Genomic DNA, 12,347 nt, shown 5'->3' on the forward strand with positions numbered 1-12,347 from the left:
ACCCTGTACTAGCTGCCGCGGGCTTATAATTCTGTTTGTCTTGCCCCGCGCAGGAGGCTGAAAATGGACCCCTCGTATCGTAATGACACAGGGGGGTAAAGAAAACATGCATTCCGCGGGATACGTAAAACTTTAAATATAAGGTTAACGGAACTGTGATTTGGGCGCCGCTTTGGCAACATTTTTCCCGGCCATTCATTAACCCGTTGTCCATTGGATTCGCCTAGGTTTTTGGGCGAATCGAAGAAACGGAGTTCGAGTTTATGCGTGGCGAAAGCGGCATTGCCTTCTCAATGCCCGGGGGCGACGTATCCGGACCAAGGCGGTCACGGCCGGTCGATTTGGCACACCTTGCCCGCCAGACGATGGGTGACCGCAGCCTTGAGCAAGAGGTGCTGGCGCTGTTTGTACAGCAGGCGCTGTCCGTGCGCGACAGAATAGTCGACGCCGACATCAAGGACCGGCTTCTGCTCGCCCATGGATTAAAGGGTTCGGCACGGGGCGTGGGCGCCTTTGCCATTGCCGATTGCGCCACCGAGATCGAGCGCCGGCCGGAAGACGGCCAGACGCTCAAGCGGCTTGGCACGCTGATCGACGAAGTGCGCGATTTCATCGCCGCCATCAACCGCTGAATCCGCGCCGAACCCGATTTGCGGAAAAACGTCATCGGGCGGCGCTTTCATGCGGCAGTTGACTTGTCAGCCGGAGTGATTATCTCGGCTGGAACTCCCTTCAGGTGACAAATGACCAAGCTGACTTTCATTGCCCATGACGGCACGCATTTCGACATGGACGCCGAGAACGGCTCTACGGTCATGGAGAACGCGATCCGCAACGCCGTGCCCGGGATCGAAGCCGAATGCGGCGGTGCCTGCGCCTGTGCCACCTGTCACGTTTATGTCGACGAAGCCTGGACGGCTGAAGTCGGCGAGCCGGAAGCGATGGAAGAGGACATGCTGGACTTCGCCTACGACGTCCAGCCCAACTCGCGCCTGTCATGCCAGATCAAGGTCCGCGATGCGCTTGACGGCCTGGTTGTCCGCGTGCCCGCTCGCCAGGGATAAGCGCAGGATCTTTGCCAACTGATTTTTCCCGCTGCGGCTTGGCAGCGGAGCATTGGTCATGCAGTGTCCTGCTCTCTTCGCAGCGAGGCACATCGCATGACCGAGACCACCAGGACAGACGTGCTTATTGTCGGGGCAGGGCCGGTCGGCCTGTTTGCCGTGTTCGAGCTCGGCTTGTTCGACATGAAGTGCCACCTGATCGACATTCTCGATCGGCCGGGCGGCCAGTGCGCGGAGCTCTATCCGGAAAAGCCGATCTACGACATTCCAGGCTGGCCTTCGATCTCGGCGCAGGGGCTGGTCGACAAATTGCTCGAGCAGATCGCGCCGTTCAAGCCTGATTTCAGCTACAACCGAATGGTTTCCAGCCTGGAAAAACTGGAGGACGGCAGTTTTCGCGTCACCACCGACGAAAATGAGGTGTTCGAGGCCAAGGTGGTGGTGATTGCCGCCGGCGGCGGCTCCTTCCAGCCCAAGCGTCCGCCGATCCCCGGCATAGAGCCCTATGAAGGCAAGAGTGTCTTCTATTCGGTGCGCCGGATGGAGGATTTTCGCGGCCATGACCTCGTTATCGTCGGCGGCGGCGACTCGGCACTCGACTGGACGCTGAACCTGCAGCCGGTGGCAAAGAGCGTGACGCTGGTGCACCGGCGGCCCGAGTTCCGTGCCGCCCCCGACAGCGTCAACAAGATGTATGCCATGCAGGAGATGAAGCAACTCGAATTCCAGGTCGGGCAGGTGACCGGATTGACCGGTGCCGACGGCCAACTGTCATCGGCCACCATCAAGGGACCGGACGGCGACGTCGAGGTGCCTTGCACGCGCATGCTGCCGTTCTTCGGCCTGACCATGAAGCTCGGACCGATCGCGGAGTGGGGCCTCAACCTTCACGAGAACCTTATTCCGGTCGATACCGAGAAGTTCCAGACATCGGTGCCCGGTATCTTCGCGGTCGGCGACATCAACTGGTATCCGGGCAAGCTGAAGCTGATCCTGTCGGGCTTCCACGAAGTGGCGCTGATGGCGCAGGCCGCCAAGCGCATCATCAGCCCCGGCGAGCGCATCGTTTTCCAGTACACGACCTCCTCGACCAGCCTGCAGAAGAAGCTCGGCGTCTCCGGCTGAACTTTACTCGGCGAGCATCGGCGCCGCATTGTCGGCGTAACCGCGAAGCTCCTTTTCGGGCATCAGCGTCAGCGTGATCAGCCCCAGCAGCAATGTAGCGGCGGCGACGGCAAAGATCATCACGAACGGCTCGACCGTCGCGCTATGGCCCACGATCCGCACGCCTTCACCGGCAAGCGGCAAGCCGTAACCCAGAGCGACCGCGCCGAGCATCGCGACCCCAAGCGCACTGCCAAGCGAACGCAGGAATGTCAGCACGCCCGTCGCGACGCCGAGATGCACGCGATCGACGGCGTTCTGGACCGACACGGTGGTGACCGGAAACGTCGTTCCGGTTCCAAACCCGATGCAGATCGTCAAGACCTCTACCTCCAGCAGCGTTGCATATCCTGCGACGACGGCCAGCAGGCAGAGGCACAGCATGCTGAAGACGACGCCCACCATTGCAATGCGCTTGTAGTGGGTGAAATGCGGTATCATGCGCCCGCTGAATGCCGCGCCGCCGACGGTCCCCAGCAGAAGCCCAAGCATCGCGATGCCCGACTCTGCTGCCGACAGGCCGAGCACCGCCTGAAGATAGACGGGCAGGTACACAGCCATGCCGACGCTTGCGGCCTGAAGCAGGAACATCGAAAGCGTGCCTGCCAGAACGATTGGATTGCCAAGCACTTCAAGCGAGATGAGCGGCTCGGCGGCTCGCATAAGCCGCAAGGCAAAAGCGCCCCAGAAAATCGCCGAACCGCAGAGAACGCCGATGACTTCAAGCGAAATCCAGGGATAGGCGCTGCCGCCCCAGTTCAATGCGAGCAGCAGCAGCGCCGTGGCAATGATCAGAAGCAACGCGCCCAGGCCGTCGATACGATGGCGCTTTGCGGCAACGGGCAGTTTCTTGAGCGGCTTGTTGATGATCGCCATCGCAAGAACACCAAGCGGAATGTTGATCCAGAAGATCAGTGACCAGTGCAGGTGCTCGGCGAAAGTGCCGCCGAGCAACGGACCGGCAACGCTGGCGACGGCCCATGTGCCGGAGAGCCAGGCGGCATAGCGTGCCCGCTCGCGCGGCGGAACGAGATCGCCGACGACGGTCTGCGTCAAAGCGAACAAGCCGCCGCCGCCGGCGCCCTGGATCGCCCGCCCGACAACCAGCACAAACATGTTGGGAGCCATTGCACTGACCAGCGATCCCGCCAAAAAGATCAGGATCGCGGCATAGACGGTTGGCCGGCGTCCGTAGACATCGGAAATCTTGCCGTAGAGCGGGGCCACGGCGGTAGCGGTCAGGAGATAACCGGTGACGATCCATGGCAGATAGTGTGCGTTTCCGAGCGCATGCCCGATGGTCGGCATGGCCGGCGCGACAATGGTCTGATCGAGTGCCGCCAACAGCATCGACAACAGCACGCCGCCGATAATGGCGTTCTTTTCGCTCTCTGTTATCGGCGTGCCGGTTTCCGCCATCGTTTTGTTATCGACAGCCTGGTCCATGATCGTTCATCCATAAGCTTGCGATTTGACCGGCGCTGTTCAGCCGTTCCGGTTTCTCGACCGTTCGGATCGCATTGGTGTTTTATGCTCGCGTCTGGCGAGCCTGATATATGTCGTCCCATATAGGCCGGTTTCGACAGCGGCTCGAAAGTTTTTCGAATCTGGCACTACGCTTCGGCGAATTTGGCTTCAGTTCGGGTGCGTTCAGGCCGGCGGCAGTCGGCCGTTGCCGATGCGCTCCATGCGGTAGCGCAGCAGCCGCAGGATGCGGCTTTCGAAATTGACGCTTTCGACGCGGTCGAACTGAAGCTGGGCGCGGTCGTGCCTGGCCAGGACAGCCGCGGTGATCGCGGCCGCCTTGGCCTTGGCGGCGTCGCAGTTCTTTTGCGGGTAGGTGGCCTTCAAGGCCTCTTCGAGTTCGCCGCCATGGTTCTTGGCGATTTCGACATGGCGCTCCTCATGGCGCTTGATGTCGGCGGACAGCGTATCCCAGAACAGCCTGACATCGGCATCGGCCTTGCGCGGGCGGCGCCACTCGGGAAGGATCACCTTCACCTTGACGGTCACCACCGCGTCGGCGATTCGGCAGGAACTCGGTGTCTGCGCATAGCTGATACGGGTGGTGAAGGCCATTTGCGTGGCGCCCGGGTGCCGGGTGCCGGTGCTTTTCACCTCCGGCCCGCGTTTGGAGAGTTGTGCCTCGATGTCGTCGAGCGTGCTGCCGCCGACGGCGAAATAGCTGTACGTCTTGACGAGATTGGCGGCAGCCGCCGGAAGCGGGGTCATGGCGAGCAGCAGCGCGCAAGCCAAGGATTGTTTCACGCCCAAGGACGGTTTTTTCATGCCAAGCATGGATCGTTTCATCATGTTGCCTCTTCGACCACCTTGCTTTACGGCCGTTGCCGGCGCAATGAAATTGATCCGCCAGGGATCACACATGATTGATGAACTCCATGGTCGATGAGCAATGACGGCCAGGCGATGGCAGTTGGCGCATGGACGCCATCTCGACCTTGGCGGCAAGGCCGTGGTCGTCGGCATCCTCAATGTCACGCCCGATAGCTTTTCCGACGGCGGCCAGTTCGACGCCCCTGAAAAGGCGCTGGCCCAGGCGCGCCGCATGATCGGGGAAGGCGCACTGGTCGTCGATGTCGGCGGAGAATCGACGCGCCCAGGTGCTGCCGCGGTATCGGCCAGTCAGGAACAGGACCGCATCCTGCCTGTGATCGAAGCGCTGGCGGGCGTGAGCGAGGTGCTGATTTCGGTCGACACCTATCGCGCCGACACGGCGCGGCTGGCGGTTGCCGCCGGCGCGCATATCGTCAACGATGTCTGGGGTTTGCAGCGCGAGCCCGATATTGCGCGTGTCGCTGCCGACACCGGCGCCGGGCTTGTCATCATGCATACCGGGCGGGATCGCCAGAAGCTGCCGGATGTGGTTGCCGATCAATTGACGTTCCTGCGAAAGTCGCTGGAAATCGCCCGCCAGAACGGCATCGCCGACGATCGTATCGTACTCGATCCCGGTTTCGGATTCGCCAAGGAGACGGCGGAGGAAAATCTCGACCTGATGGCACGCTTTTCGGAATTGCATGCACTCGGCTTGCCGCTGATGGTCGGTACGTCGCGAAAACGCTTCATCGGCACGGTCACCGGCCGTGATGCCGCCGACAGAGGGGTCGGAACAGCGGCGACCAGCGTCATATTGAGGCTCCAGGGCGCCGATCTGTTTCGCGTCCACGATGTCGCATTCAACGTGGACGCTTTGGCGCTCGCGGATGCTATGCTGGCGCGCCAGACGGACCGGGCGAGAAACTGAGCGATGTATGTCATCCGCATGAAGAACTGCGCTTTCTTTGCCCGGCACGGCGTGCTGGACGAGGAGGAAAAGCTCGGCCAGCGCTTCTATGTCGATGCCGTTCTCACCGTCGATCCAGGCCGGGCGCTTGCTGAGGATTCCATCGAGGATACGGTCCACTACGGCATTGCATTCACCGTCATTGAAAAGATCATCACCGGGCAGCGCCGTTTTCTGATCGAGTCGCTGGCGCTCGAAGTGGCCCGTGCGCTGACGGCGCGTTTTCCGCAGATAAAGAAAGCCGAGATCACGGTGCGCAAGCCGAACGCACCGGTGCCCGGCGTGCTCGATTATGTCGAGGTGACCGTTGTCTGGCCCGAATAGTACCGTTTATCTCAGCCTTGGCGGCAATCTTGGCGATCCGGCGAAATCCATGGGCGCGGCGCTGCGAATGCTGGATGCCGACGCGGATACGCGCGTCACCGGCGTCTCGTCGCTTTATCGCACGCCGCCCTGGGGCAAGCTCGATCAGCCGGATTTTCTCAATGCGGCCGCCGAGATTTCCACCGTGCTTGCACCGCGTGCCTTGCTCGACCTCTGCCTCGATGCGGAGCGCAAGCTGAAGCGGGTCCGGGAGGAGCGCTGGGGGCCGCGGCTGATCGATATCGACATTCTGGTGTTCGGCGACCGCGTCATCCACGAGACCGGGCTGGAGGTGCCGCATCCGCGCATGCTGGAGCGCGCCTTCGTGCTGGCGCCACTGGCCGAGATCGCGCCCAGCCTGGTTGTCAGCGGCCGCAGCATCACCGACCGCCTGGTCGCCGTCGATTCTTCAGGCATCGAGCGATTGTCGTCCGGCCGGGATTGGTGGCTGGCCTGATTTCTGGGCAAGGCGACGGCCGAACTTTTAGCCCGAGAAGCCGCCACCATCCAGGAACGCCTGCTCCTGCACCGTGGTTTCGCGGCCAAGCATCCTGTTTCGATGCGGAAAACGGCCGAAATGCTGAATGATATCGCGGTGTTCGACAGCGTATTTCAGGTAGGGCTCGGCCCTGGCCTGCGTCAGCTCGACCGAAATGTCCTGGTCGGCCAGCAGTTCCGAATGCTCGTACGGCAGGTAGAGGAAAACGCGGAGTTCTTCCTCGAGTGCCAGGTCATGGCCGGCCGCGACCGCCCTCTCTGCGAAATATCTGGCGAGCGGATCGGTCGCGTACATATGGCCGGTGCCGCGAAAACAGTTCCGCGGAAACTGATCGAGCAGGATCATCAGCGCCAGCGCGCCTTCGGCATGTTCCAGCCAGTCGTCGCATTCACGCCGAGCGGCGGCATAGTGCAGGCCGAGAAAGCGGTCGCGGAACTCGGCATCGAATGCTTCGTTCTTCTCGAACCAGGCATCCTCGCCGGCATCGCGCCAGAATTTGGTGACCGATAGGGCCCGGCTGTCCAATTCCATGCATAGTTCCTTGCTCAATCGGCGGGTTCGGACTTGTGCAGCACACCCGCGGTCTCTTCATTGAGTGCCTGACCAGGCCGGCGCGGCGTGGAGAGCGGTGTCGGAATCGGCGTGCCGATATTGCCTCTCAGGAAGCGCTGTCCGGCGCGAATGCCTTCGGCAAGCTGGGTTTCGAAGCGATCGGTGTCGCGGCGCCTGACGTCTTCGATCGTTTCAGCCACGTCTTCGGGGTCAACGCCCAGCGATTCCAGTGCCGAGCCACCGAAAACAAGTGCGGATTCGAAGGTTTCGCGCAGCTGGTAGTCGACGCCGGCACGAATGAGCTGCAGCGCCGTTCCACGGTCGAATGCGCGGGCCAGCACTGTGAGCAGTGGGAATTCGGCCTTGATCAGCTGGGCGATGCGAACAGCCACATCGGCCTTGTCGACGCAGATCAGCACGGCGCGCGCCCGGCCGGCACCGGCGGCATGCAGGATGTCCAGTCGCGTGCCGTCGCCATAGTAGACCTTGAAGCCGAAATCGGCCGCCGCCTGGATCATTTCGACATCATTGTCGATGATCGAGACGTCGATGCCGCGCAGCAGCAGCGGCTGGCTCGCGATCTGGCCGAAGCGGCCGAAGCCAATGACCAGCACGCTGCCGGTCAGGCCATCGGCGACATCGACGCCGTCGAGCGACTGCTCGTCGCGCGGCGTCAGATAGCGCAAGGCGATGATCGCCAGCGGCGTCAGCACCATGGAGATGATAACGATCGCCGTCAGCGTCGCGTTGGCGTTGCCGTCGATGATGCCGACCGCTGCGGCCGCCGAGTAAAGGACAAAGGCGAATTCGCCGCCTTGTGCCATGAAGACCGCGCGCTCCAGGGCTTCGCGGTGGCCTGATTTCAGGATGCGGGCGACGATGTAGATACCGAACGCCTTCATCACCATGTAGGCGACGACATAGACGGCGATCAGCCGCCAGTTCGCCGCGACCACATGCAGGTCGAGCGACATGCCCACCGCGAGAAAGAACAGACCGAGCAGGATGCCGCGGAAGGGTTCGATGTCGGCTTCGAGCTGGTGGCGGAAGGTCGATTCGGACAAAAGCACGCCGGCCAGGAAGGCACCCATCGCCATAGACAGGCCGCTGAGCTGCATGGCGAGCGCGGATCCGAGAACGACCAGAAGTGCCGCCGCCGTCATTACTTCGCGGGCGCGGGCATCCGCCAGGATGCGGAAGAACGGATTGAGCAGATAGCGGCCTGCCACCACCAGGCCGACGATCGCGGCGAGCCCGATGCCGACCTCGGTCAGCCGCTCCGACAGGCTGGTGTCGGCCCCACCGGGTGCCAGGAACGCGATCAACGCCAGCAGCGGCACGATGGCAAGATCCTCGAACAGCAGGACCGATACAATGCGCTGGCCTTTCGGCGCAGCGATTTCACCGCGTTCCTCGAGGAGTTGCATGACGATCGCCGTCGAGGTCAGCACGAAGCCTGCGCCGGCGACGAAGGATTGCGCGATCGGAAACCCTCCCGCCATGCCGACACCGGTCAGCAGAAGCGCGCAGACGCCGACCTGCAACGCACCGAGGCCAAAGATCTCACGGCGCAGGCCCCACAGCCGCGATGGCTGCATTTCCAGCCCGATGATGAACAGGAACATCACCACGCCGAGTTCGGCGACATGAAGAATGGCTTCCGATTCGGAAAAGACGCCGAGGCCGAACGGGCCGATCACCACGCCGGCAGCCAGATAGCCGAGGATCGAGCCGAGGCCCATGCGCTTGAAGATGGGGACGGCGACGACACCGGCAGCAAGCAGCGCCACCACCTGAACCAGATCACTGCCCGATGCTTCCGCCGCCATGCCTCTTGTCCCTGTGTCTCACAGCACTCCTTGCATGCAGTTGGAGCGGGAGGCAAGGCGAGAAATCTGCCGGGAAAGGTAGGGTGCCGTTGCAGCGATTTCCCTGGTGGAACAACGGTCCCCGCTTGCCTGCCGGACGTTCGGCATCTATATTGCGTATATGTCTGACTATTCGTCCCGGCCGTCTTCGACGCCACATATCCCGATGGATGCGCTCAGCGAAGTTTTACAAGACTTTCGCTTGAGTGGTGTCAACTATGGTCGCTGCGAGCTCCGGCACCCATGGAGCATAGACTTTCCGCAACAACAGCTGCTTCGGTTTCACTTTGTCGGCCAGGGCCCGTGCTGGATTCATACTGAATCGCAAGGCTGGCAGGAGTTGCGCGATGGCGATCTGGTGCTGCTGCCGCAAGGCATCGCCCATCGGCTGGCCAGCGCGCCGGACGTTGCAGGGGACTCGCTCGAAGGTTGCCAGGTGATCAAGTTGGGGGGCAACGTCTGCGAAGTGGTACGGCAAGGAACGGGCGCGACGAGCACCCTTTTCTGCGGCTCCATGGCCTTGGACTCCTATGCGCTCAACCCATTGATCACGTTGATGCCGCCTGTCATCAAGGGTTGCGACGTGGCCGGCAATGACCCGGTCGTCGGTCCTTTGCTGGCGGCCATGACGGTGGAGGCCTCGCAACCGCAGATGGGCAGCGCCACGATTCTGTCGCGTATGGCCGACTTGCTGACGGCCCGGCTCATACGCTGCTGGGTCAATTGCAACGGAGCCTCGACCACCGGTTGGCTCGCAGCCATCCGCGACCCCCATATAGGCCGCGCTTTGGCGGCCATGCACCGCAGCCCCGGCCACAACTGGACGCTGGGAAGCCTGGCCGGCGTGGCAGGCCAATCGCGTTCGATTTTCGCCGAGCGTTTCAGTGCGGTATTGGGGGAGGGTGCCGCACACTATCTCGCCCGCCTGCGTATGCAGCTTGCCCGCGAATTGCTGGGCCAAAACGGCTTGTCGGTTGCCGAAGTCGCTACCCGTTTGGGCTATGATTCCGAGGCATCCTTCGCGCGCGCGTTCAAGCGCATCACCAATGTCTCGCCGGGCGTTGTGCGCCGCACAATTCCCGGACGAATGGATATGAATTTCGGATTCTAAGATACATATCATCCGAGCGGACTCGCCTATTTAAGACCTCCAAACTTTGGAGATCTTTCCGTGACTGACACAACATTACAGATTGAAGACGCCGCGATTGGCCTTGATGCCGATGCACCAGCCGCGTGGAGTTCAGCCACCTGGTTCGCGGTCATTTCATTGGCGGCCACCAGCTTTGCCCTGGTGTCGGCCGAATTCCTGCCCGCAGGTCTGCTGACGCCAATGGCACGCGATCTCGGCATCAGCGAGGGGACGGCCGGCCAGGTCGTCACCGCCACCGCTTCCGTCGGCGCCGTGACGGCCATGTTGAGCAATGTTCTCATCGGCCGCTTGAACCGCAAGGCGGTGCTGGTTGGTCTCAGCGCTCTTGCGGTCGGTTCCAATATCCTGGCGGCGCTGGCGACCGATTTCTGGCTGTTGCTGTTGGGCCGGGCCGGGCTGGGCATCGCTCTCAGCGCTTTCTGGGCACTTTCGGTCGCCGTCGTGGCGAGGCTGGTTGGCGCCAATGCGACAGGTCGGGGCATGGCGATCGTCACCCTCGGCGTCTCGCTTGCCACCATTGCCGCACCGTCGATGGGCGCGTTGATCAGTGACTGGATAGGGTGGCGCAGTGCCATGGCCATGACGGCGGGGCTGGCCGCGCTTGCCATGCTGCTGCAGTTTCTCAGCCTGCCGACCTTGCCTGCAACGGCAAGCAACAGCCTTGCAGATGTATTTCGGCTGACCCGGCGGCGCGGCATCCAACTCGGCATGCTGGCTATTGTTTTGCTGATGACGGGGCATTTTGCCGGCTCGGTCTATGTGCGTCCCTTCCTCGAACAGGTGACACTCCTTACAACCGGACCGATTGCCCTGGCTCTGCTCGGGTTTGGCATCGCTGCCGTGATCGGTAATGTTGCCGGCGGCCGCATGGCCGACACCAACATCCACATGGCCCTCGCAGTCACCGCGGCGTTGATGGCGGTTGCGGCACTTACTTTGGTGCTTTGGGGCTCGCATATGGGCGTTGCCTTCGGCTTCGTTACGCTGTGGGGTTTCGCCTTTGGCATGGCGCCGGTGGTGCTGCCGACCAATATGTCGCGCGCGGCGCCTGATGCGCTGGAGGCAGCGGGCAGCCTGATGGTCACCTCTTTCCAGATTGCCATCACCATCGGCGCGGTTGTCGGCGGCTATGTCGTGGACACCTATGGCGCGACCGGGCCTTTGACTCTGACTGCTGTCCTTGCCGCATCGACCGCCGTCTTGGCGCTGCTGCAGCCACGCAGCTGAACTTTGCTGCCGCTGACAAAATAGCCTGAATCCGGGCCGCCGCCGATGTTGCAGGCGCGATACACAAGTTGAGGCCGGGAACACGTTGCATCTTGCCGCAATCGAAGGCTAAGGACGCTCGGCTTCGGCCATTGGAGGGTGATCGACGATCAAGTCGCGCCCTTTTTGAGGAGATGACTGACATGAAGAAGTTTTTGTTTGTTGCCGTCGGCCTGGCGGTGCTTGCCGGTTCGGCTTGCTCGAAGGCGCCCGAGTGCACGGCGGAAATCGCGACCAAGAAGGCGCAGGACATGGCTACCGCGCTGCAGGAAGCGATTACCAAGGACCCGTCCAAAGCGGCTGATCTGACGGCCAAGGTCCAGGCGGTGACAACCAAGTATCAGGGCGCTACGACATTGGCCGACGCCTGCAAGGCCTATGACGAACTGACGGCCACAATCAAAGGCTAACGCCCTGATTTGAGATCAAGGCCTAAGCGCCTGATTCGATGGGTCAAGGGAGAGGGCGGTGACCGTTGGGTCGCCGCCTTTTTTTCGGATTTTCAGTTCGGCGCGATTTCAGTTCGGCGCGATGGAGCCGACTTCGACTGCGTCGACGCGCTTCAGGCTCATGCCGATCACCGGCACCAACTGGTCGTCGACGCGCACGGCAATGGTCACTGTCATCGAATTGTCGTCAGGGATGCGAGCCTGCATGACGCCGCGCAGCTGGTTGCGGTTGATGGTGAAGACCACTTTGCGGGGATCGACGACGTTGCCGCCGATGATGTCGAGGCCGGAACCGGTCGCGCCACCCATAAAGCTGCCCTTGTAGCCCTCACGGCCCTTGCGCTCGATCTTGGCCGACATCTGCTGGGTAAACATGCCAACCCGGCAGCCGCCGTCGAGCGACATGCCGACCTTGCCGTCGGGCGTCGAGCCGGTGAAGCTGCAGTTGAACTTGGTGCCTTTGTACTTGCCGGCGACGATTTCGCCGGGACCGATCCACTTGCCTTCAGCAGACTGGAAGAACTGCTTGTCCGGCTCCGCCGCAGAGGCCATTCCGGCAATGCCGACGACTGCCGCAATCACCGTTGCCAAGGGCAGGACGCTGGATAGAATTACGCTTTTCATCGACGACACCCGGCAACAAAGATGCTGTTTGGAACCCGTCT

The 12,347-nt window shown here is 62.0% G+C and carries 14 protein-coding genes; 9 read left to right on the top strand and 5 right to left on the bottom strand.

Annotation, left to right across the window (positions count from 1 at the left end; all coding sequences use genetic code 11):
* The first annotated feature begins 263 nt into the window (after window positions 1–263).
* The 3 genes from EOA19_RS10750 (at window position 264) to EOA19_RS10760 (ending at window position 2,189) form a co-directional block, all read left to right on the top strand.
* Entirely contained in the window at window positions 264–632 is a 369-nt protein-coding gene (locus EOA19_RS10750) for an Hpt domain-containing protein (RefSeq protein WP_128303564.1), read from the top strand.
* 111 nt (window positions 633–743) lie between these two features.
* Window positions 744–1,064, top strand: coding sequence for a 2Fe-2S iron-sulfur cluster-binding protein (locus EOA19_RS10755; protein WP_013531878.1), 321 nt, complete (start codon window positions 744–746; stop codon window positions 1,062–1,064).
* Window positions 1,065–1,160: 96 nt separating this feature from the next.
* Window positions 1,161–2,189, top strand: a complete 1,029-nt coding sequence (locus EOA19_RS10760) for an NAD(P)/FAD-dependent oxidoreductase (RefSeq protein ID WP_128303565.1) — start codon at window positions 1,161–1,163, stop codon at window positions 2,187–2,189.
* A gap of 3 nt (window positions 2,190–2,192) precedes the next feature.
* Here the strand turns inward: EOA19_RS10760 and EOA19_RS10765 are convergent, their stop codons facing one another.
* On the bottom strand, window positions 2,193–3,674 hold the full coding sequence (locus tag EOA19_RS10765; protein WP_128303566.1) for an MDR family MFS transporter: 1,482 nt from the start codon (window positions 3,672–3,674) through the stop codon (window positions 2,193–2,195).
* A 204-nt stretch (window positions 3,675–3,878) separates the two neighbouring features.
* Window positions 3,879–4,538 carry a DUF922 domain-containing protein gene (locus EOA19_RS10770; RefSeq protein ID WP_128303669.1) on the bottom strand — a complete coding sequence of 220 codons (660 nt, stop codon included), beginning with the start codon at window positions 4,536–4,538 and terminating at the stop codon, window positions 3,879–3,881.
* 103 nt (window positions 4,539–4,641) lie between these two features.
* Here EOA19_RS10770 and folP point away from each other — a divergent pair, with 103 nt between their 5' ends.
* From folP to folK, 3 genes are read left to right on the top strand one after another with little or no spacing between them, the layout of a single operon-like run.
* Window positions 4,642–5,493: a dihydropteroate synthase gene (gene folP, locus EOA19_RS10775; RefSeq protein WP_128303567.1), complete on the top strand. Its 852-nt coding sequence runs from the start codon at window positions 4,642–4,644 to the stop codon at window positions 5,491–5,493.
* A 3-nt stretch (window positions 5,494–5,496) separates the two neighbouring features.
* Window positions 5,497–5,856 carry a dihydroneopterin aldolase gene (gene folB / locus EOA19_RS10780; RefSeq protein ID WP_128303568.1) on the top strand — a complete coding sequence of 120 codons (360 nt, stop codon included), beginning with the start codon at window positions 5,497–5,499 and terminating at the stop codon, window positions 5,854–5,856.
* On the top strand, window positions 5,840–6,352 hold the full coding sequence (folK, locus tag EOA19_RS10785; RefSeq protein WP_128303569.1) for a 2-amino-4-hydroxy-6-hydroxymethyldihydropteridine diphosphokinase: 513 nt from the start codon (window positions 5,840–5,842) through the stop codon (window positions 6,350–6,352). The genes folB and folK overlap by 17 nt, the downstream gene beginning before the upstream one ends.
* Before the next feature lie 27 nt (window positions 6,353–6,379).
* On the opposite strand, the gene EOA19_RS10790 is transcribed toward folK, so the two are convergent.
* Complete coding sequence (locus EOA19_RS10790; protein ID WP_127295930.1) at window positions 6,380–6,925, bottom strand: DUF924 family protein; 546 nt, start codon at window positions 6,923–6,925, stop codon at window positions 6,380–6,382.
* Window positions 6,926–6,939: 14 nt separating this feature from the next.
* Window positions 6,940–8,775, bottom strand: a complete 1,836-nt coding sequence (locus EOA19_RS10795) for a monovalent cation:proton antiporter-2 (CPA2) family protein (protein WP_127295929.1) — start codon at window positions 8,773–8,775, stop codon at window positions 6,940–6,942.
* A gap of 160 nt (window positions 8,776–8,935) precedes the next feature.
* On the opposite strand from EOA19_RS10795, the gene EOA19_RS10800 reads away from it, so the two are divergent.
* The 3 genes from EOA19_RS10800 to EOA19_RS10810 all read left to right on the top strand — a co-directional run bounded on the left by EOA19_RS10800 (window position 8,936) and on the right by EOA19_RS10810 (window position 11,643).
* Window positions 8,936–9,925, top strand: a complete 990-nt coding sequence (locus EOA19_RS10800) for an AraC family transcriptional regulator (RefSeq protein ID WP_206638027.1) — start codon at window positions 8,936–8,938, stop codon at window positions 9,923–9,925.
* A gap of 60 nt (window positions 9,926–9,985) precedes the next feature.
* Window positions 9,986–11,194 (top strand): MFS transporter, encoded by a 1,209-nt coding sequence (locus EOA19_RS10805; RefSeq protein ID WP_127273253.1) that lies wholly within the window; start codon window positions 9,986–9,988, stop codon window positions 11,192–11,194.
* A 182-nt stretch (window positions 11,195–11,376) separates the two neighbouring features.
* The gene (locus tag EOA19_RS10810; RefSeq protein WP_127271315.1) at window positions 11,377–11,643 is read left to right on the top strand and encodes a hypothetical protein; all 267 of its coding nucleotides are present in this window, start codon (window positions 11,377–11,379) and stop codon (window positions 11,641–11,643) included.
* A gap of 108 nt (window positions 11,644–11,751) precedes the next feature.
* On the opposite strand, the gene EOA19_RS10815 is transcribed toward EOA19_RS10810, so the two are convergent.
* On the bottom strand, window positions 11,752–12,306 hold the full coding sequence (locus tag EOA19_RS10815; RefSeq protein WP_128303571.1) for a hypothetical protein: 555 nt from the start codon (window positions 12,304–12,306) through the stop codon (window positions 11,752–11,754).
* Window positions 12,307–12,347 lie beyond the last annotated feature (41 nt).

This window comes from Mesorhizobium sp. M7A.F.Ca.US.010.02.1.1, assembly GCF_004023085.1.
GTDB lineage: Bacteria > Pseudomonadota > Alphaproteobacteria > Rhizobiales > Rhizobiaceae > Mesorhizobium.

Coding starts and splice junctions, on each gene's coding strand:
- EOA19_RS10810 (WP_127271315.1), top strand. CDS start 11,377: ATGAAGAAGTTTTTGTTTGTTGCCGTCGGCCTGGCGGTGCTTGCCGGT.
- EOA19_RS10800 (WP_206638027.1), top strand. CDS start 8,936: ATGTCTGACTATTCGTCCCGGCCGTCTTCGACGCCACATATCCCGATG.
- EOA19_RS10760 (WP_128303565.1), top strand. CDS start 1,161: ATGACCGAGACCACCAGGACAGACGTGCTTATTGTCGGGGCAGGGCCG.
- EOA19_RS10770 (WP_128303669.1), bottom strand. CDS start 4,538: ATGAAACGATCCATGCTTGGCATGAAAAAACCGTCCTTGGGCGTGAAA.
- EOA19_RS10795 (WP_127295929.1), bottom strand. CDS start 8,775: ATGGCGGCGGAAGCATCGGGCAGTGATCTGGTTCAGGTGGTGGCGCTG.
- EOA19_RS10765 (WP_128303566.1), bottom strand. CDS start 3,674: ATGGACCAGGCTGTCGATAACAAAACGATGGCGGAAACCGGCACGCCG.
- EOA19_RS10790 (WP_127295930.1), bottom strand. CDS start 6,925: ATGGAATTGGACAGCCGGGCCCTATCGGTCACCAAATTCTGGCGCGAT.
- folB (WP_128303568.1), top strand. CDS start 5,497: ATGTATGTCATCCGCATGAAGAACTGCGCTTTCTTTGCCCGGCACGGC.
- EOA19_RS10755 (WP_013531878.1), top strand. CDS start 744: ATGACCAAGCTGACTTTCATTGCCCATGACGGCACGCATTTCGACATG.
- EOA19_RS10815 (WP_128303571.1), bottom strand. CDS start 12,306: ATGAAAAGCGTAATTCTATCCAGCGTCCTGCCCTTGGCAACGGTGATT.
- folP (WP_128303567.1), top strand. CDS start 4,642: ATGACGGCCAGGCGATGGCAGTTGGCGCATGGACGCCATCTCGACCTT.
- EOA19_RS10750 (WP_128303564.1), top strand. CDS start 264: ATGCGTGGCGAAAGCGGCATTGCCTTCTCAATGCCCGGGGGCGACGTA.